The 24,227-nt window shown below is 64.5% G+C and carries 28 protein-coding genes and 1 riboswitch; of the genes, 9 read left to right on the top strand and 19 right to left on the bottom strand.

All coding sequences use genetic code 11. The annotated features are described in order from the left end of the window. From BRA1253DRAFT_RS18695 to uvrC, 6 genes are all read right to left on the bottom strand, one after another. Nucleotides 1-600 (bottom strand): hypothetical protein, encoded by a 600-nt coding sequence (locus tag BRA1253DRAFT_RS18695; protein WP_007596868.1) that lies wholly within the window; start codon nucleotides 598-600, stop codon nucleotides 1-3. Nucleotides 601-690: 90 nt separating this feature from the next. After that, on the bottom strand, nucleotides 691-1,650 hold the full coding sequence (prmB, locus tag BRA1253DRAFT_RS18690) for a 50S ribosomal protein L3 N(5)-glutamine methyltransferase (RefSeq protein WP_007596866.1): 960 nt from the start codon (nucleotides 1,648-1,650) through the stop codon (nucleotides 691-693). Next, entirely contained in the window at nucleotides 1,650-2,126 is a 477-nt protein-coding gene (locus BRA1253DRAFT_RS18685) for a molybdenum cofactor biosynthesis protein MoaE (RefSeq protein WP_007596863.1), read from the bottom strand. The genes prmB and BRA1253DRAFT_RS18685 overlap by 1 nt, the downstream gene beginning before the upstream one ends. Before the next feature lie 3 nt (nucleotides 2,127-2,129). Next, nucleotides 2,130-2,381, bottom strand: a complete 252-nt coding sequence (gene moaD / locus BRA1253DRAFT_RS18680) for a molybdopterin converting factor subunit 1 (protein WP_007596861.1) — start codon at nucleotides 2,379-2,381, stop codon at nucleotides 2,130-2,132. Then, a complete protein-coding gene (gene pgsA / locus BRA1253DRAFT_RS18675; protein ID WP_007596859.1) occupies nucleotides 2,378-2,995 on the bottom strand; it encodes a CDP-diacylglycerol--glycerol-3-phosphate 3-phosphatidyltransferase in 618 nt (205 codons plus the stop codon). Before pgsA ends, moaD begins: the two co-directional genes overlap by 4 nt. Before the next feature lie 98 nt (nucleotides 2,996-3,093). Continuing rightward, nucleotides 3,094-5,163 carry an excinuclease ABC subunit UvrC gene (uvrC, locus tag BRA1253DRAFT_RS18670; protein ID WP_007596858.1) on the bottom strand — a complete coding sequence of 690 codons (2,070 nt, stop codon included), beginning with the start codon at nucleotides 5,161-5,163 and terminating at the stop codon, nucleotides 3,094-3,096. A 250-nt stretch (nucleotides 5,164-5,413) separates the two neighbouring features. On the opposite strand from uvrC, the gene BRA1253DRAFT_RS18665 reads away from it, so the two are divergent. Continuing rightward, on the top strand, nucleotides 5,414-6,037 hold the full coding sequence (locus tag BRA1253DRAFT_RS18665; RefSeq protein ID WP_007596857.1) for an outer membrane protein: 624 nt from the start codon (nucleotides 5,414-5,416) through the stop codon (nucleotides 6,035-6,037). 70 nt (nucleotides 6,038-6,107) lie between these two features. On the opposite strand, the gene BRA1253DRAFT_RS18660 is transcribed toward BRA1253DRAFT_RS18665, so the two are convergent. The 4 genes from BRA1253DRAFT_RS18660 to BRA1253DRAFT_RS18645 form a co-directional block, all read right to left on the bottom strand. Continuing rightward, nucleotides 6,108-6,323 (bottom strand): cold-shock protein, encoded by a 216-nt coding sequence (locus tag BRA1253DRAFT_RS18660; RefSeq protein WP_007614865.1) that lies wholly within the window; start codon nucleotides 6,321-6,323, stop codon nucleotides 6,108-6,110. Nucleotides 6,324-6,572: 249 nt separating this feature from the next. Then, the gene (locus tag BRA1253DRAFT_RS18655) at nucleotides 6,573-7,433 is read right to left on the bottom strand and encodes a 23S rRNA (adenine(2030)-N(6))-methyltransferase RlmJ (RefSeq protein WP_007596855.1); all 861 of its coding nucleotides are present in this window, start codon (nucleotides 7,431-7,433) and stop codon (nucleotides 6,573-6,575) included. 52 nt (nucleotides 7,434-7,485) lie between these two features. Continuing rightward, entirely contained in the window at nucleotides 7,486-8,178 is a 693-nt protein-coding gene (locus BRA1253DRAFT_RS18650; RefSeq protein ID WP_007596854.1) for a ribonuclease T2, read from the bottom strand. A 120-nt stretch (nucleotides 8,179-8,298) separates the two neighbouring features. Further along, a complete protein-coding gene (locus BRA1253DRAFT_RS18645; RefSeq protein ID WP_007596853.1) occupies nucleotides 8,299-8,763 on the bottom strand; it encodes a hypothetical protein in 465 nt (154 codons plus the stop codon). 182 nt (nucleotides 8,764-8,945) lie between these two features. On the opposite strand from BRA1253DRAFT_RS18645, the gene BRA1253DRAFT_RS18640 reads away from it, so the two are divergent. Continuing rightward, a complete protein-coding gene (locus BRA1253DRAFT_RS18640) occupies nucleotides 8,946-9,239 on the top strand; it encodes a hypothetical protein (protein WP_007596852.1) in 294 nt (97 codons plus the stop codon). Nucleotides 9,240-9,283: 44 nt separating this feature from the next. Next, entirely contained in the window at nucleotides 9,284-9,814 is a 531-nt protein-coding gene (locus BRA1253DRAFT_RS18635; RefSeq protein ID WP_007596851.1) for a DUF3617 family protein, read from the top strand. 169 nt (nucleotides 9,815-9,983) lie between these two features. Here the strand turns inward: BRA1253DRAFT_RS18635 and BRA1253DRAFT_RS18630 are convergent, their stop codons facing one another. Genes BRA1253DRAFT_RS18630 through BRA1253DRAFT_RS18620 form a run of 3 tightly spaced genes read right to left on the bottom strand, consistent with a single transcriptional unit; the run spans nucleotide 9,984 to nucleotide 12,658 of the window. Beyond that, complete coding sequence (locus BRA1253DRAFT_RS18630; protein WP_007596850.1) at nucleotides 9,984-11,372, bottom strand: ATP-binding protein; 1,389 nt, start codon at nucleotides 11,370-11,372, stop codon at nucleotides 9,984-9,986. A gap of 18 nt (nucleotides 11,373-11,390) precedes the next feature. Then, a complete protein-coding gene (locus tag BRA1253DRAFT_RS18625) occupies nucleotides 11,391-12,122 on the bottom strand; it encodes a response regulator (RefSeq protein ID WP_035993624.1) in 732 nt (243 codons plus the stop codon). Then, nucleotides 12,119-12,658: a MarR family winged helix-turn-helix transcriptional regulator gene (locus BRA1253DRAFT_RS18620; RefSeq protein WP_007596846.1), complete on the bottom strand. Its 540-nt coding sequence runs from the start codon at nucleotides 12,656-12,658 to the stop codon at nucleotides 12,119-12,121. Before BRA1253DRAFT_RS18620 ends, BRA1253DRAFT_RS18625 begins: the two co-directional genes overlap by 4 nt. 339 nt (nucleotides 12,659-12,997) lie before the next feature. Here BRA1253DRAFT_RS18620 and BRA1253DRAFT_RS18615 point away from each other — a divergent pair, with 339 nt between their 5' ends. The 5 genes from BRA1253DRAFT_RS18615 to BRA1253DRAFT_RS18595 all read left to right on the top strand — a co-directional run bounded on the left by BRA1253DRAFT_RS18615 (nucleotide 12,998) and on the right by BRA1253DRAFT_RS18595 (nucleotide 17,203). Beyond that, nucleotides 12,998-14,080 carry a branched-chain amino acid aminotransferase gene (locus tag BRA1253DRAFT_RS18615; RefSeq protein ID WP_007596844.1) on the top strand — a complete coding sequence of 361 codons (1,083 nt, stop codon included), beginning with the start codon at nucleotides 12,998-13,000 and terminating at the stop codon, nucleotides 14,078-14,080. Between the two features lie 122 nt (nucleotides 14,081-14,202). Continuing rightward, nucleotides 14,203-14,727 (top strand): YegJ family protein, encoded by a 525-nt coding sequence (locus BRA1253DRAFT_RS18610; protein WP_007596843.1) that lies wholly within the window; start codon nucleotides 14,203-14,205, stop codon nucleotides 14,725-14,727. 50 nt (nucleotides 14,728-14,777) lie between these two features. After that, entirely contained in the window at nucleotides 14,778-16,298 is a 1,521-nt protein-coding gene (gene hisS / locus BRA1253DRAFT_RS18605; RefSeq protein WP_088941338.1) for a histidine--tRNA ligase, read from the top strand. Between the two features lie 99 nt (nucleotides 16,299-16,397). Continuing rightward, the gene (locus BRA1253DRAFT_RS18600) at nucleotides 16,398-16,601 is read left to right on the top strand and encodes a tautomerase family protein (RefSeq protein WP_007596840.1); all 204 of its coding nucleotides are present in this window, start codon (nucleotides 16,398-16,400) and stop codon (nucleotides 16,599-16,601) included. Between the two features lie 197 nt (nucleotides 16,602-16,798). Beyond that, nucleotides 16,799-17,203 (top strand): thioesterase family protein, encoded by a 405-nt coding sequence (locus tag BRA1253DRAFT_RS18595; protein WP_007596834.1) that lies wholly within the window; start codon nucleotides 16,799-16,801, stop codon nucleotides 17,201-17,203. Nucleotides 17,204-17,299: 96 nt separating this feature from the next. Here BRA1253DRAFT_RS18595 and proC read toward each other — a convergent pair whose 3' ends face one another. Beyond that, on the bottom strand, nucleotides 17,300-18,124 hold the full coding sequence (gene proC / locus BRA1253DRAFT_RS18590) for a pyrroline-5-carboxylate reductase (RefSeq protein WP_007596832.1): 825 nt from the start codon (nucleotides 18,122-18,124) through the stop codon (nucleotides 17,300-17,302). Between the two features lie 200 nt (nucleotides 18,125-18,324). Then, the gene (locus BRA1253DRAFT_RS18585) at nucleotides 18,325-18,825 is read right to left on the bottom strand and encodes a YbjN domain-containing protein (protein WP_007596830.1); all 501 of its coding nucleotides are present in this window, start codon (nucleotides 18,823-18,825) and stop codon (nucleotides 18,325-18,327) included. 387 nt (nucleotides 18,826-19,212) lie between these two features. Continuing rightward, a riboswitch (FMN riboswitch) is annotated at nucleotides 19,213-19,372 on the top strand. A 76-nt stretch (nucleotides 19,373-19,448) separates the two neighbouring features. Between BRA1253DRAFT_RS18585 and BRA1253DRAFT_RS18580 the strand changes: the two genes are divergently transcribed. After that, a complete protein-coding gene (locus BRA1253DRAFT_RS18580; RefSeq protein WP_007596828.1) occupies nucleotides 19,449-20,012 on the top strand; it encodes a 6,7-dimethyl-8-ribityllumazine synthase in 564 nt (187 codons plus the stop codon). Between the two features lie 76 nt (nucleotides 20,013-20,088). Here the strand turns inward: BRA1253DRAFT_RS18580 and BRA1253DRAFT_RS18575 are convergent, their stop codons facing one another. The 4 genes from BRA1253DRAFT_RS18575 to BRA1253DRAFT_RS18560 form a co-directional block, all read right to left on the bottom strand. Further along, nucleotides 20,089-21,123, bottom strand: a complete 1,035-nt coding sequence (locus BRA1253DRAFT_RS18575; RefSeq protein ID WP_007596826.1) for an ATP-grasp domain-containing protein — start codon at nucleotides 21,121-21,123, stop codon at nucleotides 20,089-20,091. Further along, a complete protein-coding gene (locus BRA1253DRAFT_RS18570) occupies nucleotides 21,120-22,148 on the bottom strand; it encodes a putative zinc-binding metallopeptidase (RefSeq protein ID WP_007596824.1) in 1,029 nt (342 codons plus the stop codon). Before BRA1253DRAFT_RS18570 ends, BRA1253DRAFT_RS18575 begins: the two co-directional genes overlap by 4 nt. Nucleotides 22,149-22,370: 222 nt before the next feature. Next, the gene (locus BRA1253DRAFT_RS18565; RefSeq protein ID WP_007596822.1) at nucleotides 22,371-23,324 is read right to left on the bottom strand and encodes a ribose-phosphate pyrophosphokinase; all 954 of its coding nucleotides are present in this window, start codon (nucleotides 23,322-23,324) and stop codon (nucleotides 22,371-22,373) included. Between the two features lie 193 nt (nucleotides 23,325-23,517). Continuing rightward, nucleotides 23,518-24,144 (bottom strand): hypothetical protein, encoded by a 627-nt coding sequence (locus BRA1253DRAFT_RS18560; protein ID WP_007596820.1) that lies wholly within the window; start codon nucleotides 24,142-24,144, stop codon nucleotides 23,518-23,520. Between the last annotated feature and the right edge of the window lie 83 nt (nucleotides 24,145-24,227).

Here is a 24,227-nt window from a genome sequence, read left to right as displayed (position 1 = left end):
TTAGGTATCCGCTCGGTGGCCGTGACGCCGCCGGCGCGCTGCCGTGAGCCCGACCAGCCCAACGGCCGCGAGCATCAGCCCGAGTTGCACGGGCCGGTTGGACCGAGCCGGCCACGTGCTGCCGCCATGTCCTCCTTCATGTCCGCGTTCGCCCGGCGCGAGCGGCGCCAGGGGAATTGTGGTCGCGACCTCCTTCACCGCCTCCTTCACCGTTCCGCGCGGGATGCGCGGGGTGGCGATAGCCACGCGCAGGCGGCTGGCAAGCGGCACGATCGGCTTGGTCTTGCGCTTCATCTGGGCCATGGCCACGCCGGCGCAGGCGGCGGCCAGGACCAGGAGCACGCCGCCGACGGCGCCGAACCCCCAGAATTGCCCGTAATGGATTGCAATCCAGCGGTACAGGGCAATTAGGCCGACGAAGAAGGCTGCGACGACAAACAAGCCCGCAACCGCGAGCAGTCCGGCCGCAGCCGCATACGACGTCATGCGGCCCGTGGCCTGGTTGCTCCGGTCACGGGCATAGGACTGGGCAGCGCGCTTGAGATGGTTGAGCTTGAGCGCGACGCCGGCGCGCAGCAATTCGCCCGATGGCGCAAGCATGCGGTTATCCTCCGAGTGCGAGAAAATTCGTCGGGGGATGAACGTGGCGGTATTTGACTTGTTCCGACGAGGTCTGCCCGCCGTGATGGATCAGCCGAGATCGGCGGCCGCGATCCAGAACACTTCGCCCTCTGAGTCCTCGGTGTCGAGCCAGAGCAGCGGTAATTCAGGAAAGGCCTCGTCGACCAGTTCGCGGCCGCGTCCGATCTCGCAGATCAGCCCGCCATCCGGCGTCAGGTGGTCGGGCGCGTCGCGCAGGATCCGGCGCACCACGTCGAGACCGTCGGCGCCGCCGTCAAAGGCGAGCTTCGGCTCGGCCCGGCACTCCGGCGGCAGCGCCGCCATGCCTTCGGCATCGACATAAGGCGGGTTGGTGATGATCAGGTCGTATTTGGTGTCACCGAGCGGGGCGAACAGGTCGCCGCGATGCAGGCTGATCCGGTCATCGAGCCCGTATTCGCCGACATTCCGTCTGGCGACGTCGATCGCGCCCTTGGAGATATCGACGGCGTCGATCGTGGCGTTCGGAAAATGATGCGCGGCGAGGATCGCGAGGCATCCCGATCCCGTGCAGAGATCGAGCACGCGCTCGACGGCGCTGGGATCGTCGATCAGCGAGCCGGCTTCGCCGTCGCCGCCGAAATGCGACTCCAAGAGCTCGCCGATGAAGGAGCGGGGAACGATGACGCGCTCGTCGACATAGAACGGCAGGCCGCGCATGTAGATCTTGTTGACGAGATAGGCGGCCGGTTTGCGCGTGGTGACGCGCTGATGAACGAGATCGATGATGATCCTGCCCTCGGCGGCCGTGACGCGCGCGTTGGCAAAAATCTCGAACTGCTCGGGATGCAGATGCAGGGCTTCACAGACCAGGAAGGCCGCTTCCGCGACCGGATCGGGCGTGCCGTGGGCAAAGGCAAGCTTGGCCTCATTGAAGCGGCTGACCGCATAGCGGACAAAATCGATCAGCGTGAGAAGCTCGCCGCGGCCCACTTTCGCGAGCTTTGGCGCGGCGCGGCCGCGCACGCTCTTTTTGGTCGTTGTTGCCATCAGGATCGGGTCCAGCGTGCGGTTGCTTCGTCGTCGCGGGCTTGGGCCTCGACCCAGCCGGTGCCGGTGGCGCTCTCTTCCTTCTTCCAGAACGGCGCGTTGGTCTTGAGATAATCCATCAGGAACTCGGCTGCCTGGAACGCGGCCTGGCGGTGCTGAGAGGCGGTCAGCACCAGCACGATGTTCTGGCCGGGCATGAACCGGCCGACGCGATGGATCACCGTGACGCCGTTGAGAGGCCAGCGCGAGGTGGCCTCGTCGGCATGGCGCCTGATCTCTTCCTCGGCCATGCCAGGATAATGCTCGAGCGAGAGTGCGGCGATCTTCGCGCTGTCCTCGTCGCCGCGGCAGATGCCGGAAAAGCTCACGACCGCACCGATGTCGGTGCGGTTCCCGGTCAGGACCGCGATCTCGCGCGCGATGTCGAAATCGTCTTGCTGGATACGGATGGTGACGGGGCAGGTGGCGACGGGCATGGCCTAGCCGCCGGTCATCGGCGGGAAGAACGCGATCTCGCGAGCGCCCGCGATCGCGGCGTCCGACTTGACGTGGGCATGGTCGATCGCGGCGCGGATCACCTTCGGCTTCTCGAAGGCGTAGGCGTAGGCTTCGCTTTGGCCGGACAGCCAGGCGATCAGCTCTTCCACGGTGCGCACGGTTGCGGGCGGCTCGATGGTCTCCTCGGCCTTGCCGACGCGCTCGCGCACCCAGGCGAAGTACTTCACCTTCATCCCTCATCCTCCTTGATGAGGTGATGGATGCCAGCGCCGAAATAGTCATAGCCCGTGTACATGGTGAGGATCGCCGAGGCCCAGAGCAGCGCCAGCCCGATCATCGAGACCATGGGCACCACCTCATCGCCGGCCGGACCAGCCAGCAGGAAGCCGATGGCGATGAGCTGAACCGTCGTCTTCCACTTCGCAAGCTTGGTCACGGGCACGCTGACGCGCAGCGCGGCAAGATATTCGCGCAGGCCCGAGACCAGGATCTCGCGGCACAGGATCACGATGGCGGCCCACAGCGACCAGCCGTGAATGATGCCGTCGGCGGCCAGCATCAGCAGGCACGAGGCGACCAGAAGTTTGTCGGCGATCGGATCGAGCATGCGGCCGAACGCCGATTGCTGATTCCAGATTCGCGCGTAATAGCCGTCGAGGTAATCGGTGACCGCAGCCGCGATGAAAATGGCGACCGCAACCCAGCGCAGCCACAGCGGACCGTCCATGATCGACTGTGCGTAGATGCACCCGACCACGACCGGGATCGCGGCGATCCGGCCGTAGGTCAGGATGTTCGGGAGGGACATCGCGCGGCTGGTGGTCCCTCGTGTCGTGGCGATGTTCATCCGTCCTACCAATACCGCTGCAGCCTGAAGGTCAACCGTTCCGCTCCCCAAATGGGGTGCGGGATGCGACGACCATATGACCGCGGCCCCCCTTTATTTCACCCCGGCTGGGGATGGAAATACTCGAAAATCCTGCGAGCGCTCTCGGCGCTCACCCCCGGAACCTTGCCGAGATCGGTGATCGAAGCCCGTTCGATCTCCTTCAGGGTTCCGAAATGGTGCAGCAAGGCACGTTTGCGTGACGGACCGATGCCCGGAATCTCCTGCAAGCCGGCCTCGCGGATGTCCTTCTTGCGCAGCTTGCGGTGCGAACCGATGACGAAGCGGTGCGCCTCGTCCCGCAGCCGCTGGATGAAATAGAGCACGGGGTCGCGCGGCTCCAGCTTGATCGCCTCGCGCTCCGGCATGAACAGGGTCTCGCGGCCGGCGTCCCGGTCCGGCCCCTTGGCCACCGACATCAGCGCCACTTGGGTCAGGCCGAGATTTGCAAAGATTTCCCGGACGGCGTTGAGCTGGCCGCGGCCTCCGTCGATGATCACGAGATCGGGCCATTGCGGGAAGTCGTCGTCCTTGGTTTTGGCCGCGCCCTCTTCGGGCGGGTTGATCAGGCGCTTGAAGCGGCGCTCCAGCACTTCGCGCATCATGGCGAAGTCGTCGCCCGGCGTGATCCCTTCCGACTTGATGTTGAACTTGCGGTACTGGTTTTTCACAAAACCGTCTGGGCCGGCGACGATCATGGCGCCGACCGCGTTGGTGCCCTGGATGTGGCTGTTGTCGTAGACTTCGATCCGCTTCGGCGCATGCGTCAGGTTCAGGGTCGTGGCCATGGCGTCGAGCAGACGGCTCTGCGTCGCGGTGTCCGCGAGCTTGCGGCCCAGGGCCTCGCGCGCGTTGGTGAGCGCGTGGGTGACGAGCTCCTTCTTCTCGCCGCGCTTCGGCGTGGACACCTCGACCTTGCGGCCGGCCTTGATCGACAGCGCGTTGCCGAGCAGCTCGCTCTCCTCGATCTCGTGCGAGAGCAGGATATTCCTCGGCGGCGGCTTGTCGTCGTAGAACTGGGCGAGGAAGGAGCCGAGCACCTCTTCCGGCGTATACGTCTTCTCCGCGCGCGGGAAATAGGCGCGGTTGCCCCAGTTCTGCCCGGTGCGGAAGAAGAACACCTCGACGCATGAGAAGCCGCCCTCCTGGTGGATGGCGAAGACGTCGGCTTCTTCCACCGTGCGCGGATTGATGCCCTGCTGCGACTGGATCGCGGACAACGCAGCGAGGCGGTCGCGGTAGAGCGCGGCGCTCTCGAATTCGAGCTCGCCGGAGGCCTTCTCCATCTCGGCGGCAAGCTCCTGTTTCACCGCATGGCTCTTGCCGGACAGGAAGTCGCTCGCCTCGCGCACCAGGGTCGTGTAGCCGGGGAAGTCGATCTCGCGGGTGCAGGGGCCGGCGCAACGGCGGATCTGATAGAGCAGGCAGGGCCGCGAGCGGCTCTCAAAGAAGGAATCCGTGCAGGAGCGGATCAGGAACGCGCGCTGAAGCGCGGTGATGGTGCGGTTGACGGCGCCGGCAGAGGCGAACGGGCCGAAATAGCGACCGGGCCGCGTCTGCGCGCCGCGATGCTTCAGGATCTGAGGCGCCCAATGGTCGCCCGTGATCAGGATGTAGGGAAACGACTTGTCGTCGCGCAGCTGCACGTTGAAGCGCGGCCGAAGCTGCTTGATGAGGTTGGCCTCCAGCAGCAGTGCTTCAGTCTCGGTGTGGGTCGAGATGATTTCCACGGTAACTGTAGCGGCGATCATGCGCAGGATGCGGGCCGGCTGCGGCGCACTCTGGCGCGCATAGTTCGACAGGCGCTTTTTGACGTTCTTGGCCTTGCCGACATAGAGCACGTCGGCATTCGCATTGAGCATGCGGTAGACGCCGGGCGAGGTGGGAGCGAGGCGGACCGCGCGTTCGATCGCCTCGTGGCCGGTCGCCAGCGGCTCTTCGCCGACGGTGCCGCTCTCTTCCAGGATGTCCGGCAGCCGTGCGTCGTCCTCGTCGTCGCCGTTTGCTGTGGCGGGATCGAGGTCGGGCGGCGCCGCTTCGGTTTCCTGGGCCGGGACATCGGGTGCGTTGCCGCGCACGGGTTTGCGCGTGCGTGCGTCGTCCGGATTGTCGGTGGAATCGTGAACCATGGTGCGAATTTAGGCGCTGCGGGTGCCGATTTGAAGTTCCGGCCGTGCGGCACGCACAGGATGGCGGCGCAGTTCCCGGTAACGCTTGCTTAAGCCTGTTAACAGCCCGGTAACCCGACTTAACAGGCCTTTAACTTAAAACTCTCGATAAATCTTACGCGAAAAAGTGGTGGTTCCGTAACCATGCGGTTTTGCCTCGCGCGGCGGCGCAGGCATCGCACCGGTGACGGCAGTTGCGTTGGAGTGTGTGATGAAGGCGCTCGTTGTGGGCGCAGCCGCGTTGGCTGCAGTCGGCTGGACGGCTTCGGCAGAGGCCGCCGATCTCAATTACGGGCAGCGTGCGCCCTATACGGTCAATCAGCCGCTCAATGCCTATAGCTGGGCCGGCCCGTATCTCGGTGCCAATCTCGGCTATGAATGGGGTTCGGTGAACAACAATCCCGCAAAGCCGTCAGGCTTCGTCGGCGGCGTTCAGGCCGGCTACAATTTCCAGACCGGCCCTTGGGTGTTCGGCGTCGAGGGCGACATCCAGGCCGCCGGTGCCGACGACACCTTCGCGCCGTGGAAGTTCTCCAATCCGTGGTTCGGTACCCTGCGCGGCCGCGCCGGCTATGCCTTCAGCAACGTGCTGTTCTACGGCACGGCGGGCCTCGCCTTCGGCGAGCTGCGCGCGCAGACGTTCGGCTGGACCGAGTCGCACACCAGCGCTGGCTGGACCATCGGTGCCGGCGCGGAAGTCGGATTCGCGCCGAACTGGAGCGCCAAGCTCGAATATCTCTATATCGATCTGTCGACGAGTCAGTTCGCGATTACAGGCGTGTCAAACGGCTATAGCGCCAGCGTTGTGCGCGCAGGCGTGAACTATCACTTCTGATAGCTAAGAAGAAAATACCGGACCAACCTCCCGGCCGCTTGCGGCCGGGATTTTTTTTACGCCAGGCTCGCTAGGGAAGGATGACCAAATCGACCGCCTTCGGCCCCTTGCCCTTCTTGTCCGGTTCGACTTCGAAAGTAATACGCTGTCCTTCGGCAAGGTCCTTCAGTCCGGCCCGCTCCACAGCAGTAATATGTACGAAGACGTCGCGGCCCCCGTCGTCCGGCTTGATGAATCCGTAGCCGCGCTCACCGTTGAAAAACTTGACCGTTCCCGTCATGGCCATCGGGAAACTCCCCCTCATTGCTCCTCCGTCGTGACGCAGACGCACGTCACGATATGACCGGGCCTTACGAAGCCCGGGAGCTGGCCATCCTTGGGCAGACCATTTGGTCCGACTGGATCTTTCTTAGGCCTTCACTCCGCCGCAACCATTCGCGGAAGCGGAACGTAAAGCCAGTCACGGAAACAGCATAATACGGTTCTCCGCAGATTGACCACCGCTCCTGCATATTTTTCCCAAGATGCCGGAGTGTTACGGTCTCGGCACCTCTAATCGGAATCTGGCAGCGCCACCCTGGCCGAGCGGCATTTCCAGCTCGGGCAGGATCGTCTTGAGCTCGCCCTGCAGCGTGTAAGGGGGATTGACGATCAAGAGCCCGGTGGAGGTGAGAGTTGCACCGTCGGCCTGCGGCGCCACGCTGAATTCGAGGCGCAGGCATTTTCCCGGCGGTTTTGCTGCGGCTGCGAGCCGCGCCACTGATTGCACCAGCGCGTCGGTGGCGCGCCGGCTCTTGGCGGGATACCAGATTACATAGATACCGGTCGGCCATTTCGCGAAAGCCGTCGAGAAGGCCTCGCCGAGCTTTTCGAACTCGTCCTTTGCCTCGAACGGCGGGTCGATCAGGACGATCCCGCGCCGTTCCTTTGGCGGCACGAAAGCCGGCAACGCCATCCAGCCGTCGAGGTCGACCACGCGGGCCTGCTCGTCATGGCGCAGCACGCCGATCAGCGCTTTCCGCGCCTTCGGCTCGAGTTCGCAGGCGACGAGGCGATCCTGCGGCCGCATCAGGGCGCGCGCGATCAGCGGCGAGCCCGGATAGGCCTTGAGCTCGCCTTTCGGATTGAAGGCGCGGACGATGTCGAGATAGGGCTTGGTCAGTGCCATGGCGTCGTTCGACAGCCGCGCGTGCATCAGCCGCGCAATGCCCGTCAGCCACTCGCCGCCGCGGCGCGCCTCGTCGCTTTCGAGATCGTAGAGGCCGGCGCCGGCATGGGTGTCGATGACGCGGAACGCGCCCGGTTTGTCCTGGAGATAGGTGATGATGCGCGCCAGCACGATGTGCTTGATGACATCGGCGAAGTTGCCGGCATGGAAGGCGTGGCGGTAATTCATGCAAGAGCACTACGCCACGTGGCGGCTTGAGCAAAGAGGCACGATGCCTGGGCTACCCACCCCGGATCGGCGGCATCGCCACCTGGTCGCGGCGGCAGGCGCGGCGGTCGATCTCCTCGCAGGCGCGGAATTGCAGGTCCTTGCTGAGGCAGATGCGGACTTCCGATAGCCGCGTCCGGTTGCAGGTGATCGAGACGGCGGCATTGCTGAGGCCCGGATTGGCCTTGATGAAGGCTTCCTCCACCTCCGCCGGCGCCACGGTCTTGGCCTGCGACAGATCGAGATATTCAGCCGGAATCTTGATCGCGGCGCGCGCCTTCCGGATCGTCTCGAAATAGCTGCGGTCGGCGAGCCCCGAGCAGGTGCCGTGCTTGTCCCATTCGTTGAAGATCAGACCCGGCGCCGGCATCAGATCGAGCATGGAGGAGACGATGCTGCGGTTCAGCCGCGGCGAGGGCCGCTGGCAATATTCCGGAAAACCGTTCTCATATTGCGGCCACAGACCATGCACCACGAAAGCGTAGGGCCGTCCGCTGCACTGGGTCTGCGAGCGGCCGCCGCGCTCCGCCGCCTCCTCGCAGAAGGAGGGCGACCACGACAGCGACAGCACATAAAAATCGAATTCGCCGGGCGTGTTCTGCCGCTTGTCCTGGGCCTTGGCACCGCCGGCCAGCGCAGCCAGCCCGGCTGCAAGCGTCAGCGAGATCATCAGGCGGGAGAAAAAATGCAATCTGGAATGAAACATGGCGACGCCCCTCAACTAGACTGTGCAGAAGAGCCTAGCAGGCGGTAAGAACATTTCAAGAACAAAATTCGGACGACCGTCGTTCGGCCGCCTGATCGGTCCGGATCAGAACTTTTGCAATTATTGTTTGGCGGCGCGGCAGGCCGGGTTGTAGGCCCAGTTGCGGTCGAGCCCGACCACACACCATTCGACGCCCTGGCCGTAGCCGGCGAAGCCGCCATCCTCGACAATCGAGAAATGCACCTTGCGCAGCTTGCCATCCGTGAGCATAGCCTCGCCGGTGCAATAGCGGCGCGGGATGTTGTCGGACGCCCAGGGCCGGAACGCGGTCTCGTGAACGGCGGAGAAGCCGGTGATCTTCAACGAGGAATTCCAGAACGAGCTTTCTTTCTCCCAGAACTGGCTGGCGATCGTCGGCAGCGCCCTGTCGCATTCGGAGACGTTGCCGTCATAGCGCGGCCCGCTCAGCCAGAAATTCAGCTCCAGCGGATTGGCGGCCCTGGCCTCACCGAGCGACAGCGCCCCGAACAGGAGGCCGAGCACGGCGGCAAAGCGGAGCGATTTCAGGAAGGTCGAGGCGCGCATGGGCAATCCAGACAGCATGATCTGCGAGGGTCGGACGGTGCCGCGAAGGCCGGGGGAGGTCAAGTGCAGCGCGGCAACACTTGCCGACGAGTTGACCGCAATGCTGCACCAGAGGGGTCTTCGGTTCTTTCCACCGCCGCGCCGGCACCGTAAACTGCCACCAACCAATCGGAGTGACGGGAATGCGAATCATTGCGGCCGCGGGCCTACTTGCCTTGGGTATGATGGCGAGCCAGTCGGCGCGCGCCGATCTCCTTCCGGTGCCTCCGTTCAAGGGCAACGACACCGGCGGTATCATCGCCTATTCGATGGCAACCCAGGTCGATGCGCGGCAGGTCGCGGTCGATCACTGCGCGCGCTACGGCAAGGTCGCCAAATTCCTGGCGATGCAGGCCTATGAGGGCGGCTACATCTCGTTCTCCTGCCGCTGGGTGCCTTATGGCGCGGCCGACCAGCCGATCCGCACGCTCTACTGAGGCGCTTTCGCAGCGCCGCTACCTCTCAGCCGGGAGCTTCCCACATGACGCGCAAACTCGCTTTGCTCGGCTCCGCCCTTTGCCTCGTCGTGTCGGCAGGCAGCGCCCGCGCTGACGACCTGCCGGTGCGCAAGGCGGGCCTGTGGGAATTGAAGATGGTCAGGACCGGCACGCCGGTGCCCGAGATGACCATGCAGCACTGCACCGACGAGACCGTCGACAAGGAGATGAACAACAACGTCTCCCCGATGGCCAAGCAGATTTGCGCCAAGCAGGACATCAAGAAGACCGCGACCGGCTATGTCAGCGATTCCGAATGCAATGTCGCCGGCATCAGCACGACCTCGCATGCCGAGATCACCGGCGATTTCAATTCGGCCTATACAGTGAAGACGTCGTCGCACGCGCAAGGCGGCGCCGCCGGCGCAGCAGGCCGCGACACGACCCTGCAGCTCGAAGCGAAATGGCTGGGGGCCTGCAAGCCGGACCAGAAGCCCGGCGACATCGTGATGCCCGGCGGCTTCAAGATGAACGTGCGCGACATGGACAAGCTGAAAGCGCTGTTGCCGAAGTAAGACTCTTCCCTCTCCCCTTGCGGGAGAGGGTGGCTCGCCGCGTAGCGGCGAGACGGGTGAGGGGTCTGTCTCCGCGTGTGACTCTTTTCGCTTTTGAATTCGCGGAGAGAGACCCCTCATCAGGCGCTTCGCGCCACCTTCTACCACAGGGGGAGAAGGGAAGAGGCAGCTACACCGGTATCCGCACGCTTGCTCTCAATCCGCCCATCGGGCTGTCGCCAAGGGTGATGTCGCCGCCGTGCGAACGGGCGATGTCGCGGGCGATCGCGAGGCCAAGACCCGTGCCGCCTTCGTCCTGGTTGCGGGCGTTGTCCAGCCGCAGGAACGGCTTGAACACCTCTTCGCGTAAGTGCGCGGGAATGCCCGGGCCGTCGTCGTCGACTGTCACGGTCAAATAACGGTGATCGCGCTGGCCGGTGATAGCGATGGCCTTGCCGTAGCGGGCGGCGTTGGTGACGAGGTTGGCGAGGCAGCGCTTGAACGAGGCCGGCTTCACCGTGACCACGGGCAGTCCGTTGAACGCGACCGTCGCAATGTGGCCGTGGCGCTCGGCGTCGCTGCGCAGCTCCTCGAGCGCCTGCGCCATGTCGGTCGGCTGCGACTGCTCGCCGGAATCGCCGCGGGCGAACGCGAGATAGTCCTCCAGCATCATCGACATCTCGTCGACGTCCTTGCGCATGCCCTCCATTTCGGGGCTGTCGCCGATCAGCGCCAGCTCGAGCTTGAACCGCGTCAGGATCGTGCGCAGATCGTGGCTCACGCCGGCGAGCATCGCGGTGCGCTGCTCCATCGTCCGCTCGATGCGCGACTTCATTTCGAGGAAGGCGACCGACGCGCGCCGCACCTCGCGCGCGCCGCGCGGACGGAAATTCGGCGCCTCGCGGCCCTTGCCAAAACTTTCGGCAGCGTCGGCAAGTCGCAGGATCGGCTTGATCTGGTTGCGCAGGAATAGCACCGCGACGATCAGCAGGATCGAGGACGTGCCGACCATCCAGAACAGGAAGATCTCCGAGTTCGAGGCATAAGCCGCGCTGCGCTGTGCGAACACGCGCATCACGGCGTCGTCGAGCTGAATCCGGATCTCGACCAGGTTGGAGCGGCCGACCGTATCGATCCAGAAGGAGCGCCCGATCTGGCGGCCGAGCTGCACTGACAGCGTCTGGTCGAGCAGCGAGAAGAACGGCTTGGGTCCCGGCGGCGGCATGTCGCCGGCCGGGAGGAAATCGACGACGAGGCCCAGGCGCTGCTGCGCGATGCGGCGGATCTGGTCGCGATCCTTGTCTTGCGGATAGCCCTTGTAGACGTCGATCAGCGCGGCGATGTCTTGCACCACCGCGGCCGACAGGCGCCGTGTCACCGTGTTCCAGTGCCGCTCCATGAACACGAAGGCGACGACCGATTGCAGGATCACCATCGGCACGATCATGATCAGCAGCGCACGCGCGTAGAGGCCGGTCGGCATCCAGCCCTTGAACGCATTGCCCATCCAGCCATTGGCGGCGGAGACGCGGCCGGCGGCGCTCTTCAAAAGCGTCAGGCCGCTATCGATCGTGCTCATCGGTGGCGCTTTACTGCTTTATGGCGAGGCTACCAGCCGGTAGCCAATCCCGCGCACGGCCTGGAGGAACAGCGGATTGGCGGGATCGGTCTCGATCTTGCGCCGGAGGCGGTTGATCTGCACGTCGACGGCGCGCTCGTTGACGCTGCCATTGCCGGTGAGCGCGCTGCGCGGCACGGTCTCGCCCGGTGTCTCCGACAGGATCCGCAGCATCTCGCGCTCGCGGTCGGTGAGGTGAATGACGTCTTCGCCCTGGCGCAATTCGCCGCGCTCGAGGTGATAGATGTACGGGCCAAACGCGATCTTCTCCACTGCAGCGGCCTGCGGCGGCGGCGCAGCGCGCTTGAGGATGTTGTTGATGCGCAGCGCAAGCTCGCGCGGCTCGAACGGCTTTGCGACGTAATCGTCGGCGCCGATCTGCAGGCCTTCGATGCGCGCTTCGGCTTCATGCCGCGCCGTCAGCATCACGATCGGCACCGAGGACGAGGTCCGGATGAAACGGGCGAGATCGAAGCCGGTCTCGCCGGGCATCATGACATCCAGGATCAAGAGGTCGAAGTGCAGGCCCAAAAGCTTGGAACGGGCGTCGCTGGCGCTCGCGGCGGTCGAGACGCGATAGCCTTCGCCGGCAAGGAAGCGCGAGAGCAGATCGCGGATGCGGCGGTCGTCGTCGACCAGCAGGAGATGCGGGGCATCGTCGGCGGGGCGTGCCGGCGGGCGTGCGAGCGTTGCAGCGAGCGGCACGGTCACTCCTTGTCCTGATTGACGGTGGCAAAGATCGTCTCCAGCACCTTGTCCGGATCGTCGCGGTCGATCATCGCGCGCAGGAAGCGCTTGACGGTCTCGGCATCCTGCGGCGCCATCTCGGCGAGTGCCTTGGTGATGCGCGTGGTCTGCAGGCCGGCGAGCTTCTGCACCAGCGCCTCGCCCTTCGGTGTCGCAAACAGCAGGCGTTGGCGGCGATCATTGTCGCCGGTCTTCTGCACGATATAGCCCTCGTCCAGGAGCTGCTTGAGCACCCGGCCGAGCGATTGCTTGGTGATACGCAGGACGTCGAGGAGGTCGGCGACCTTGAGGCCGGGATAACGATAGACAAAGTGCATGACGCGGTGATGGGCCCGGCCGAAGCCGAACGCCTCCAGCTCCTGGTCGGGATCGCCGACGAAATCGCGATAAGCGAAGAACAGCAGTTCGATGATATCCCAGCGCAAATTGCCTCCGTCGTCTGCGGCCGGCCGCGGCCCGGCAGCGTCTTGAGAAGGAGTCGCGAAATTTATGTCAGGCATATTGACGTATCTTGGTCTCAATGTTACAAAACGATCAGCCCGCACGAAATTTTAGATCGTTTCGCGTCGGGTGGGCATCGAAGCAAGGCCGCCGCAGTGGGCCGGACGGGCGGCGACGGCCGGAGCAGATCTACCGTGCGATTGTCGAACGGCATTTCGGCAAAACATACTGGACTTCCGTCTTCCGCAAAAGCATGTCCTCGGTGACATGCTGGCCACGGAAACCGGCCGTAACAAGGCTGGCGGCGGTCCGGCCAGAAACCAATCGAGCCAGCCGGGCCCAAATCAGGGCAGGTGGGTGCCACAACGGCACCGCCACCGGCAGCGGGAGGCAAGGACATGAGCATGAAATTCGACATCCAGCCCGCATCCAATCCGACCCCCGAGAAGGATCGGGTCGCCAAGCTGGTCGATCCCGGTTTCGGGCGCGTCTTCACCGACCACATGGCGGTGGTCCGCTACAACCAGGCCAAGGGCGGCTGGTACGAGGCGCGTGTCGAGGCCCGCGCCAATTTCCAGATCGATCCGGCCGGCGCCGTCCTCCACTACGCCCAGGAAATTTTTGAAGGCCTCAAGGCCTACAAGCGCGACGACGGCGGCGTGAACCTGTTTCGCCCCGACGCCAATGCACGGCGCTTCAAGGACTCGGCGGACCGCATGGCGATGGCGCAGCTCCCCGAAGACGTCTTCATCGAGGCGGTCGAGCAAATCGTGCGCATCGACCGCGCCTGGATGCCGGGCGGCGAGGGCAGCCTTTACCTGCGCCCCTTCATGATCGCGAGCGAGACCTTCCTCGGCGTCAAGCCGTCGTCCGAATACATTTTCGCGGTGATCGCCTCGCCGGTCGGCTCCTACTTCAAGGGCGGCCCTGCGCCGGTCTCGATCTGGGTGTCCGAGAATTACACGCGCGCCGCGGTCGGCGGCACCGGCGCCGTCAAATGCGGCGGCAACTATGCCGCGAGCCTGCGCGCCCAGGCCGAAGCGATCCAGCACGGCTGCGACCAGGTCGTGTTCCTCGATGCGATCGAGCGCCGCTATATCGAAGAGCTCGGCGGCATGAACGTGTTCTTCGTGTTCGACGACGGCTCGCTCTCGACCCCGCCGCTCGGCACCATCCTGCCCGGCATCACCCGCGATTCCATCATCGCGCTGGCCAAAGATGCCGGCAAGACCGTGCGCGAGGAGCCGTACTCGCTCGACCAGTGGCGCAAGGATGCGGCAAGCGGCAAGCTGAAGGAAGCGTTTGCCTGCGGCACCGCCGCCGTGATCTCGCCGATCGGCACGGTGCGCTCGGTGAGCGGCGATTTCGAGATCAGCGGCGGCGCCGCGGGCCCGGTCGCCATGGGCCTGCGCAAGCAACTCGTCGACATCCAGTACGGCCGCACCAACGATCCGCACAACTGGATCCGCAATCTGTCTTGATTTTTGCCCTCTCTCTCCCCGCGCGCGGGGAGAGAGAGGCGCCATGAACGCGACACGATGATCGTGCGACAAAGTCCGAGACCTCGAATACTCGAACATCGAGTCATCTGGACATCGCGATCATGGCATCCACTCTTCCCCAACCCCTGAAATGGGTCGTTCTCGCCGCGATCACCGGCGTCACCGTCTTTGGCATTCTGACCATCGGCCCCCAGCCGGATGTCTCCGCTGAGGGACGTTCGCCCGTTGTCGACGTGCGCACCACCGATCCGGAGATGAACACCGCGATCGCGCGCGCCCGCGGCACGCTGCCGACATTCTGGGCCTCCTATGAGGCGCCGAAGCCGTCGGAGACAGGGCATGCCCTGAAGGTGCACTTTTCGACCCGCAAAGGCGGTGAGCACATCTGGATGGCCGAGGTGAAGAAGATACCCAACGGGGCCTATTCCGGCCTCTTCGCCAACGAGCCACGCGATCTGCCCGGCAAGCGGGCAGGCGACAAGGTCGAATTCACTGAAGCCGACATCTCGGACTGGATGTTCATGCGCAACGGCAAGATCGTCGGCGGCGAAACCATCAAGCCAACGCTGAAGTCGTTGCCGAAAGCGGATGCCGACGCGCTCCGGGCGCGGATGGAGCAGCCGTAAGAGCCTACCCGGCAGTTGCCGCCTCGCGCGTCGGCTGGTAAATGCCGCGCATGGCCGAAAAATCCAAAAAACCCCAGAAACTGAAGGCGCGCCTGCCGCGCGGGCTCGAGGATCGCGATCCCGCCGCGATCCGGGCGACGCGGGAGATGGTGGAGAAGATCCGGACCGTCTACGAGCTCTACGGGTTCGAGCCCGTGGAAACGCCGGCGATGGAATACACCGATGCGCTCGGCAAGTTCCTGCCCGACCAGGATCGTCCGAACGAGGGCGTGTTCTCGTTCCAGGACGACGACGAGCAGTGGATCAGCTTGCGCTACGACCTGACCGCGCCGCTCGCGCGCTACGTTGGCGAGCGCTACGGTACCGACGGTCTTGTATTGCCCTATCGCAGCTATCGCGTCGGTTACGTCTTCCGCAACGAGAAGCCCGGCCCCGGCCGATTCCGCCAGTTCATGCAGTTCGACGCGGACACGGTGGGCTCGGCAACACCGGCGGCCGATGCCGAGATCTGCATGATGGCGGCCGACACGATGGAGGCGCTGGGCGTTGCGCGCGGCTCGTATGTCGTGAGGGTGAACAATCGCAAGGTGCTTGACGGCGTTCTGGAAGCAATCGGGCTCGGTGGCGAAGAGAACGCAGCACGCAGACTGACCGTGTTGCGCGCGATCGATAAGCTCGACAAGTTTCCCGCCGAGGAAGTTCGCAAGCTGCTCGGTCCCGGCAGATGGGATGGCGGCGAAGAAGGCAAGGGCGACTTCACGAAGGGCGCCAATTTGAGCGCGTCGGAAGCTGACGTCGTTCTCGCCATCACCAAACCGCACGACGACTGGAAAGAGGCGATCGCCGCGGCGGAAACCTATCTCGCCAAGAGCGAAGTCGGTCAGGCCGGCGTGAGCGAGCTGGAAGAAATCGCCAAACTGGTGACGGCTTCGGGATACGGCGCAGACCGCATCCGCATCGATCCCTCCGTCGTGCGCGGCCTCGAATACTACACGGGCCCTGTCTACGAGGTCGAACTGCTGCTCGAGACCAAGGACGAGAAGGGCCGTCCCGTCCGCTTTGGCTCCGTTGGAGGTGGCGGCCGTTATGACGGCCTCGTCTCACGCTTCCGCGGCGAGCCGGTGCCGGCTACCGGATTCTCGATCGGCGTGTCCAGGCTTCAGGCCGCGCTGACGCTGCTTGGCAAGCTCGACACGAAGCCAGAGTTCGGCCCCGTCGTTGTCACCGTGTTCGACCGCGACCGCGTCGCCGACTATCAGAAGATGGTCGCATCGTTGCGAACCGCCGGCATCCGTGCCGAGCTCTATCTCGGCAATCCCAAGAACATGGGCAACCAGCTCAAATATGCCGACCGCCGCAAAGCGCCCTGCGTCATCATCCAGGGGTCGGATGAAAAAGCGCGTGGCGAAGTGCAGATCAAGGATCTGATCGAGGGCGCGAAGGCGGCGGCCGCGATCGCTTCCAACCAGGAATGGCGGGAGAGCCGCCCGGCGCAGTTCTCGTGCAGCGAGGCCGACCTCGTCGCCAAAGTGCGCGAGGTGTTGGCGCGCCATGACGTGAGCTGGGGCTAGCTATTCGCTGGTGCGCCATGCCCGGGCTTGTCCCGGGCATCCACCTCCTGTTTGATGACGACCGTCAATGGCCGGTGTGCGGCCCAAGGGAGAGAAAAAATGCCTGAGATCACTGTCAGCATGGCCGTGGGCCGCACCGACGAGCAGAAGGCCGGCATGATGCGCGACATCACCCAGGCGCTGGTGAAGAATCTCGGCGTCGATGCCGACGCCGTCGTCATCCAGATCAACGAAGCCCCGCTCGCCCATAAGATGAAGGGCGGCAAGACGTTCGTGGAGCGCGCGGCGGCTGCGAAGAAGTAGCCATCGCTGTAGCTGCAAACGCAACTGTCGTCCTGGCCTAGTGCGCAATTGCGCACGGGGGCCAGGACCCATTACCCCAAGCGGCAGTTGTTGCAGCAGGTCGAGTTCAGACCGCGCATAAAAGTGTTGTGTCGGGGTAATGGGTCCTGGATCGGCGCTCGCTTTGCTCGCTTGTCCAGGACGACGGGGGAGGCCCCATGGACGCACGCGACTTCATCAAGGCCGGCATGAGCGCCGAGCGCACGCTGGTGGTGCCGGTGGAGCGCACGGTCGGGCATTTCGTGCCCGGCATGCCGATGGTCTATGCGACGCCGATGATGATTCTGGAAATGGAGATGACGTCGGGCGATGCGATCCGTAGCGTCCTTCAGCCCGGCTGGGTCACCGTCGGCACCGAGGTCGACATCCGCCATCTTGCAGCAGCTCTCGTCGGTGCGACGGTGCGGACTACCGCGAAGGTGGTCGCGGTCGAGCGCCGCGTCATCCGCTTCGAGGTCGAGGCCTTCGAGGGCTCGCGAAAACTCGGCGAAGGCCGCCACGCGCGCGGGCTCATTAATGTCGCGATGTTCAACAAGCGGCTGGCTACAGGCTCGAAATCGTAGGGTGGGCAAAGGCGCCTAGCGCCGTGCCCACCATCTTTCCGCGGCTGCATTCGAATTGGTGGGCACGCTTCGCTTTGCCCACCCTACGGCACTTCCTTACTTCGCCAATTCCTTCGACCGCTTCGTCGCCGCCGCGATCGCGCGGATCATCAGCTCGCGCAGGCCGGGCTCACCCATCAGCACGCCGAGCGCCGCGGCCGTGGTGCCGCCGGGCGAGGTGACGTTCTGGCGCAGCGTGCTCGACGGCAGATCCGATTGATGGAGAAGTTCACCCGAGCCGGCGACGGTTTGGCGCGCGAGTTTTGTCGCGAGCGCCTCGGGCAATCCCGCCTCGACACCGGCGCGCGCGAGCTCTTCGGCCAGCAAAAACACATAGGCCGGGCCCGAGCCGGACACCGCGGTCACCGCGTCCATCAGGCTCTCATCGTCGACCCATTCGACCGAGCCGGTGGCGCGTAGTAGCGCATCGGCCACCGCGCGTTGCTGTGCGCTGACATTGTTCGCGGCGACAGCCACCGTGATGCCGCGACCGATCGCGGCCGGTGTGTTTGGCATCGCGCGCACCACAGCGCCGCCGCAGACCTCCTCGAGGGAGGCGATCGTGGTTCCCGCCATGATCGACACTACCGCGGTCTTGTCGGAGACGAACGGCTTCAGCTTGGCGCCGGCCTCGCGGAACATCTGCGGCTTCACCGCGACCACGAGCGTCTCGACCTGGCCCGCCGTCGTCACGTCGGGATTGAGCGCAATCCCCTTGGCGGCAAGTGCGGTGATCTCGGCCGAGATGTGAGGATCAATCACCGCGACGCGGCGCGGGTCGAGCCCACCCGAAAGCCATCCGGTCAGCATCGCGCCGCCCATCTTGCCGGCGCCGGCGAGCAGGATGGTGCCGGTGATGTTTTGGAGAGTGCTGTTCGCCATCGCTGTCGCCACCGCCGTCGTCCTGGCCTAGTGCGCAATTGCGCACGGGGGGCCAGGACCCATTACCACGGCTGGTTCTAGTGGAAGGATGGCAGGGCAACAAGCACCGCGAGACACGGAGAGACCTCGCGATATGGTCCTGGCTTTCGCCAGGACGACGATGAGGAGGGAGGTGTGGCTCCCTCACTTGCTGAGAGGCCTTAAGCCTCGCCCACCGTGTCGAACATGGCCGCGTCCATGGCTTCCGCCGTGGACTTGCCGGCCCACACCACGAACTGGAACGCCGGGAAATAGCGTTCGCAGGCGTGGATGGCGCCGGCGAGCATGGCTTCGCACTGGCCGGTGGAGGCGATGAGCCCGCCCGGCAGCACCAGGGCCTGCCGGTGCATGATCATGCCGGTGGTGGTCCACAGGTCGAAGTGCCCGACCCACAGCTGCTCGTTGACCGCGGCGACGAGCCGCTGGACCTCAGATCGCCGCGCAACCGGAATCTTCATGTCGAATGCGCAGGCCAGATGCAGCGCCTCGATCTCGCCCATCCAGGTGAAGGAGATCTGGTAGTCGGTCCATTGTCCCTTGGAGACAATCGTGAGTTCGTCTTCGCCGGAGCGTTCGAACGGCCAGTTATTGCTGGCAGCGATATCCTCGACCACCGCGAGCGGATGGTTTTTGGAATCGATAGTGCCTTCGAGCAGGGACATGCCGTCTCGACCTCTTGCCTTTTTGTTGTCTTTGATACGCACGCGGTTGGTCCGGCGCGCGCTCCCTTAAATTTGCTAAGGCGATCCGTTCGGATCAGCGCGGGCTTGTCGCGGATCAACTGATGTGATTTGCGGAATCTGCGCAACTGGCTGCCGAGTCCGTCCACAAGTCAGGACTCGTTCGTCCACAGCTCATCTCGGCCACAATTATTAACGGGAAGAACAAATCGGAATCGGATTCGGCGGCCGCCCCCGATCGTTAATTCCGCGGCGTGCCCCCTGGACCGCCTTCGCGGTATGGGACCATGCGATTTTCCCATGCGGAACCCGCTTGCCGCGGCCCCGAACCGGCGTCATATTTCGGTCAGGCCGTTCATTCCGGACGGCCGATGTTCTCAGGGCGGGGTGAAAGTCCCCACCGGCGGTAAGGGCCGTAAGGCCCAAGCCCGCGAGCGCCTTCCTCAAAGCCTGTTGCTGCGGGGAAGGGTCAGCAGATTCGGTGCAACTCCGAAGCCGACGGTTAAAGTCCGGATGAAAGAGAACGGTCGGTGGCAGACGCATCGCAGGATGCGGCTGTTTGTCGTTCCGTGTGCCCTGATTCTGGTCCTTAACTGAGGAAAGCCATGAATCAGATGTTGCAAGATCCCCAAGCCGAAACCTCCCAACCAACCCAAACGCCACCGCCGGTTCCACAGGACCCGGCGCCCGACCACCCGCGCTTCGCGAAACCGCAGCGGGTGGCCTTCGTGCAGGCCTGCTGGCACCGCGACGTGGTCGAGGAGGCCCGTATCGCCTTCGTGAAGGAGGCAGAAGCGCGCCACCTCAATCATGTCGACGTGTTCGAGGTGCCGGGCTCGTTCGAGATCCCGCTGCATGCGCAGATCCTCGCCAAGACGCGGCGCTACACCGCGATCGTCGCGGCCGGCCTCGTCGTCGACGGCGGCATCTACCGCCATGAATTCGTCGCCGACACCGTGATCAAGGCGTTGATGGACGTGCAGCTGCGTACCGAGGTGCCCGTGTTCTCCGCGGTGCTGACGCCGCAGCAATTCCACGAGACCGAGGTGCACTACGATTTCTTCCGCAGGCATTTTGCGATCAAGGGCGTCGAAGTGGCGGCCGCCTGTGCGGAGACATTGCTCGGGCTCGAACGCCTGCGCGGCCAGGTCGCCGCGGGAATCGTGTAACGCCGCGCAACGACCATCCCTCATCCCGAGGGGCGCGAAGCGCGTCCCGAAGGATGAGGGGTGATCGCAGCCGTCATCACCCCAATGACACGCCCGCTTTGGCGCGGCTGATTCCGAGCGCCAGGATGCGCTGCAGGAGAGCCGGATATTTCAGCCCGTCATGTAGAGCGGCCGTGGCGAATTCCTGGCTCTTGGCGATCTCGGGATTTGGATTGGCTTCGATGAAATACGGCGTGCCGTCGGCGGTGAGACGAAAATCGATACGAGCGTAGCCGTCGAGGCCAAGCACCCGGTAGATGCGTTTCGCGGCCCGCTGGATCCTGGCGGTCACTTCCGGCGCCAGATCCTTCGCAGGCCCGTCGACGATGCCGACCTTCTCCTGATAGTCGGTGTCGTGCTTGGCTTTCTCCGTGGCGATGTGCCGTGACGAGCGGCCGCCCATGCTGCCGAATTTCAACTCCCAGACCGGCAGGACTCGTAAGCGGTTGTTGCCGAGCACGCCGACGTAAAGCTCTCGTCCTTCGATGAACTGCTCGGCGATGGCGGCGGATTCGACCCGTTCGTGGATGAAGGCGACCCGCTCGGCCAGCTTCTCGTCGGTGTCGACGATCGATGCTTGCGAGATGCCGAACGAGCCATCCATGTTCAGGCTCTTGACGATCAGCGGCAGCGCAAGACGCGTCGGGCGTTTCACCTTGCGGCGCATCGGGAAGACGGCAAAGGCCGGCGCGGCGATCCGGCGGTGATGCACCAGCGTCTTGGACAGATCCTTGCCGCGGGCCAGGGTCAGGCCGCGCGGATTGCACCCGGTATAAGGGACCTTCATCAGCTCGAGATAGCTCGCGATGTGCTGGTCGAAGGCGACGTTGTTGTGGAATTCCTCCAGCAACGTGAAAACCACGTGCGGCTTGAACTCCTCGATCGCCTCGCGCACCGGCTTGATTTCCTCCTGCGCGCCGAGCGGTCGAACCTCGTGGCCGGCTGCGCGCAAGGTGCTCACCACGTCGTATTCGGTTTTCCACGCATTGATTTCCTGCGCGGTGTGCCCGTCGCTGGAGTCCGGCGGCACGAAGTCCGGATGCATGAGCACCAGAATGCGCAGACGTCTCATAGCGCGATCCATTTTCGTCGAGATGGGCCAAACATCGTGTGCATCGTCTTGGCGGTCACGAGGACGATGAAGTCGAGAACGAGCTTCTGTTCAGGACCGACGGCGCGCAGGTCGAGCTCGCGGCAGCGGGAGATCATCTCGTCAAGCACGGCATCGAGCGTAAGCTGATTCTCGCCGGTCCATCGCGCGACCAATTGCCTGATCTGGGAGCGGTGGCGCCTGATCAGGGTCGAAGCCGGCTTTGAGCGGTGATGCCGCGGATCGGCCGAAAACAGCCGGGAGAGATCGCGGTCGTAGGTCTTGGGAGGCGTGAAGGCGTAGAACGCCTGCTTCTTCTTGTAGTGCTCTTCGAGCGTTTGGCTGAGCCGACCCAGCGGATCGACACGCTCCCGCGTCGTGATCGGCGGCCGCTTTCCCGCGATCTCGCCCATCAGCTCGTCGACATATTCGAGCTTCTTCAGTGCCGGCCAACCAGCGTATCGCGTCCGCCAGTTCGAACGGGGCCGTAGCCACACCGCAAACGTCTCGGCGAAATCCTCGTCCGGATGGCTCTGCGCGTACCAGAGCCGCAGATGCTGGACATAGCGCCGGCTCGCCGGATTGGGCCGGTAATAGCGCGGATAATGTTTCGACGACGGGCCGAACAGTTGCTGCCAGCGCCGGCGGCGCTGCAACTGGTAGCCGTGCTGTATGGCGTGGCCCGCTTCGTGACGGAGGATGGCCATGCATTCGCGCCAGGTTCCGCCCTCGACGTCGAACATCATCTTCTTCTCGAGCTTCATCAGGCGGGGATGAGCGAGATAGAACGGAATGGCGATGCCGGGAACGCCGCCCGGGCTGAACCATTCGCTCGACATCCAGGTGTGCGGCCGCAGCCGGATGCCGCGCTCCTCGAGCTCCTCGTACAGCGTGCTGACGCAATCCTCGAGCCAGGTGCCTTCGACCGTAACCCTCAGGCTGGAGAGGCGTTGCTTGAGCAACTCGTCGTCCGACAGCTTCTCCCAGGCAAATTTCCGGCGTGGCATCGGGCATCCAGAGGGCAGAGATGACTCGGGATTCGGATGATGTCATGGGCGGTCGTTGGCAACAACCCGGGGAGCGGCGGCGCGTGGGGGAGCCGTAGGGTGGGTTAGGCGCAGCCGTAACCCGCCTCTTACTTTCCGCGGGGGCAGAAGTGGTGGGTTACGCCGAGCGGTCTGCGCTTCGCGCAGTCCGCAGGGCTAACCCACCCTACGAGGTCAGCGTGCTCAGTCGAACAGGCTCGACACCGACTCTTCCGCGGCGGTGCGCGCGATCGCGTCCGAGATCAAGCTGGCGATCGGCAGCGTGCGGATGTTCGGGGCCTTGCTCACCGCCTCGGTCGGCAGGATTGAGTCGGTGATCACCAGTTCCTTCAGCCTGGAGTTCGTGATCCGGGCGGCCGCGCCGCCGGAGAGCACGCCGTGGGTGATGTAGGCGTAGACGTCCTTGGCGCCCTTGGCGATCAGCGCGTCGGCGGCGTTCACCAGCGTGCCGCCGGAATCCACGATGTCGTCGATCAGGATGCAGGTGTAGCCGGCGACGTCGCCGATCACGTTCATGACCTCGGATTCACCCGCCCTCTCGCGGCGCTTGTCGACGATCGCGAGCGGGGTGTTGATGCGCTTGGCGAGACCGCGTGCGCGCGCCACGCCGCCGACGTCGGGCGAGATCACCATCGTCCTGGAGAGGTCGAACTTGTCCTTGATGTCGCGCACCATCAGCGGCGCCGCGTAGAGGTTGTCGGTCGGGATGTCGAAGAAGCCTTGGATCTGGCCGGCATGCAGGTCGAGCGTCATGACGCGGTCGACGCCGGCCTGCGTGATCAAATTGGCGACGAGTTTAGCCGAGATCGGCGTGCGCGAACCCGATTTGCGGTCCTGCCGGGCGTAGCCGAAATAGGGCAGCACCGCAGTGATGCGGCGCGCCGAGGAGCGGCGCAGTGCGTCGGTGATGATCAGCAATTCCATCAGATGGTCGTTCGCCGGGAACGAGGTCGACTGGATGACGAAGGCATCCGAGCCGCGCACGTTCTCCTGGATCTCGACGAAGATCTCCATGTCGGCGAAGCGCCGTACCACCGCCTTGGTCAGCGGCAGGTCGAGACCTTGCGCGATGGCCTGTGCGAGAGCCGGGTTGGAGTTGCCGGCGACGAGCTTGATGGAGCCGTTCTTGGCCGACATGGACGCTTCCTCCCGCGCTTTGCTGGACACGATGTTCAACATCAAACAATACCCACTGGAAGCACGGTTACGACGGGCGAGGAAATATCAGGCCGGGGGCTGCAATGGCAACCCGGGACGCTACGTTTTCCCTGCGAAATCCCGAATCCGGCCAACGGTTTGGCCGGAAGTTGGGGCCGTGGTTTCGCGGGGGTTATCGCTCGGCATAGCCCAGCGCCGAGGCCGGCATCCCGGCCGCCGGAGCCTCCGGGATCACGCTCGCCACAGCCGCCCCGCGCAAGCCGGGAGCCGAGCCCGGCGCATCCGGCGTACCGTTGATCATGTTGGAAAGTCCGCTGAATCCGGCCTGGGCGATCTTCCGCAGCACGAGGTCGTCGGCAGCTCCCCAAGGATCCCGGGCAGCGTCGCGGCCGCCCTTGGCCGCCGTAGGTTCCTCGCCGGAAAGGCGCAGCGCCCGCTGCTGGTTGGCGTCGTAGACGTCCCAGACCCAGGCGATCACGGTCTTGCCGCGCACGATCTGAGCGGAGAGGTAGCTGCGCACGCGGTAGGCAGCCGTCCCCTCGCGGGAGACCACGGACAGGCTGCGCAGCTTGGATTCGGTGTCGAGCACGCCGACCATGCGGTCGAACACTTGCGGCGGCGGCCCGTCGATCGATTCGAACGCGACTGTCGCCCCGGAGCCGGCGCTCGGCGCCATGGCGTAGGAGTTTGCGGCACCACCGCCACCGGCACAGCCGCCAAGCGCGGTCGCAGCCGTCAGCAGCATGACCGCCAGCACGCGCGAACCTGCGCGGCGCAAGATGAATGACGCGTCCCTCATTATGGAGGGCAGCGATATCGTTAAAACGCATTAACGTCTAGGGCGGGGGCGCCACAGCCCACTGTCATCGCGCGCAGGCATAG

The organism is Bradyrhizobium sp. WSM1253 (assembly GCF_000244935.1).
Classification (GTDB): Bacteria; Pseudomonadota; Alphaproteobacteria; order Rhizobiales; family Xanthobacteraceae; genus Bradyrhizobium; species Bradyrhizobium canariense.
The sequence above is the reverse complement of the archived record's forward strand: the minus strand, read 5'-3'. Positions and strand labels throughout refer to the sequence as shown.

Excerpts from the sequence above, each read along its gene's own strand:
- BRA1253DRAFT_RS18695 (WP_007596868.1), bottom strand. The coding sequence starts at position 600 with ATGCTTGCGCCATCGGGCGAATTGCTGCGCGCCGGCGTCGCGCTCAAG.
- prmB (WP_007596866.1), bottom strand. The coding sequence starts at position 1,650 with ATGGCAACAACGACCAAAAAGAGCGTGCGCGGCCGCGCCGCGCCAAAG.
- BRA1253DRAFT_RS18685 (WP_007596863.1), bottom strand. The coding sequence starts at position 2,126 with ATGCCCGTCGCCACCTGCCCCGTCACCATCCGTATCCAGCAAGACGAT.
- moaD (WP_007596861.1), bottom strand. The coding sequence starts at position 2,381 with ATGAAGGTGAAGTACTTCGCCTGGGTGCGCGAGCGCGTCGGCAAGGCC.
- pgsA (WP_007596859.1), bottom strand. The coding sequence starts at position 2,995 with ATGAACATCGCCACGACACGAGGGACCACCAGCCGCGCGATGTCCCTC.
- uvrC (WP_007596858.1), bottom strand. The coding sequence starts at position 5,163 with ATGGTTCACGATTCCACCGACAATCCGGACGACGCACGCACGCGCAAA.
- BRA1253DRAFT_RS18665 (WP_007596857.1), top strand. The coding sequence starts at position 5,414 with ATGAAGGCGCTCGTTGTGGGCGCAGCCGCGTTGGCTGCAGTCGGCTGG.
- BRA1253DRAFT_RS18660 (WP_007614865.1), bottom strand. The coding sequence starts at position 6,323 with ATGGCCATGACGGGAACGGTCAAGTTTTTCAACGGTGAGCGCGGCTAC.
- BRA1253DRAFT_RS18655 (WP_007596855.1), bottom strand. The coding sequence starts at position 7,433 with ATGAATTACCGCCACGCCTTCCATGCCGGCAACTTCGCCGATGTCATC.
- BRA1253DRAFT_RS18650 (WP_007596854.1), bottom strand. The coding sequence starts at position 8,178 with ATGTTTCATTCCAGATTGCATTTTTTCTCCCGCCTGATGATCTCGCTG.
- BRA1253DRAFT_RS18645 (WP_007596853.1), bottom strand. The coding sequence starts at position 8,763 with ATGCGCGCCTCGACCTTCCTGAAATCGCTCCGCTTTGCCGCCGTGCTC.
- BRA1253DRAFT_RS18640 (WP_007596852.1), top strand. The coding sequence starts at position 8,946 with ATGCGAATCATTGCGGCCGCGGGCCTACTTGCCTTGGGTATGATGGCG.
- BRA1253DRAFT_RS18635 (WP_007596851.1), top strand. The coding sequence starts at position 9,284 with ATGACGCGCAAACTCGCTTTGCTCGGCTCCGCCCTTTGCCTCGTCGTG.
- BRA1253DRAFT_RS18630 (WP_007596850.1), bottom strand. The coding sequence starts at position 11,372 with ATGAGCACGATCGATAGCGGCCTGACGCTTTTGAAGAGCGCCGCCGGC.
- BRA1253DRAFT_RS18620 (WP_007596846.1), bottom strand. The coding sequence starts at position 12,658 with ATGCCTGACATAAATTTCGCGACTCCTTCTCAAGACGCTGCCGGGCCG.
- BRA1253DRAFT_RS18615 (WP_007596844.1), top strand. The coding sequence starts at position 12,998 with ATGAGCATGAAATTCGACATCCAGCCCGCATCCAATCCGACCCCCGAG.
- BRA1253DRAFT_RS18610 (WP_007596843.1), top strand. The coding sequence starts at position 14,203 with ATGGCATCCACTCTTCCCCAACCCCTGAAATGGGTCGTTCTCGCCGCG.
- hisS (WP_088941338.1), top strand. The coding sequence starts at position 14,778 with ATGGCCGAAAAATCCAAAAAACCCCAGAAACTGAAGGCGCGCCTGCCG.
- BRA1253DRAFT_RS18600 (WP_007596840.1), top strand. The coding sequence starts at position 16,398 with ATGCCTGAGATCACTGTCAGCATGGCCGTGGGCCGCACCGACGAGCAG.
- BRA1253DRAFT_RS18595 (WP_007596834.1), top strand. The coding sequence starts at position 16,799 with ATGGACGCACGCGACTTCATCAAGGCCGGCATGAGCGCCGAGCGCACG.
- proC (WP_007596832.1), bottom strand. The coding sequence starts at position 18,124 with ATGGCGAACAGCACTCTCCAAAACATCACCGGCACCATCCTGCTCGCC.
- BRA1253DRAFT_RS18585 (WP_007596830.1), bottom strand. The coding sequence starts at position 18,825 with ATGTCCCTGCTCGAAGGCACTATCGATTCCAAAAACCATCCGCTCGCG.
- BRA1253DRAFT_RS18580 (WP_007596828.1), top strand. The coding sequence starts at position 19,449 with ATGAATCAGATGTTGCAAGATCCCCAAGCCGAAACCTCCCAACCAACC.
- BRA1253DRAFT_RS18575 (WP_007596826.1), bottom strand. The coding sequence starts at position 21,123 with ATGAGACGTCTGCGCATTCTGGTGCTCATGCATCCGGACTTCGTGCCG.
- BRA1253DRAFT_RS18570 (WP_007596824.1), bottom strand. The coding sequence starts at position 22,148 with ATGCCACGCCGGAAATTTGCCTGGGAGAAGCTGTCGGACGACGAGTTG.
- BRA1253DRAFT_RS18565 (WP_007596822.1), bottom strand. The coding sequence starts at position 23,324 with ATGTCGGCCAAGAACGGCTCCATCAAGCTCGTCGCCGGCAACTCCAAC.
- BRA1253DRAFT_RS18560 (WP_007596820.1), bottom strand. The coding sequence starts at position 24,144 with ATGAGGGACGCGTCATTCATCTTGCGCCGCGCAGGTTCGCGCGTGCTG.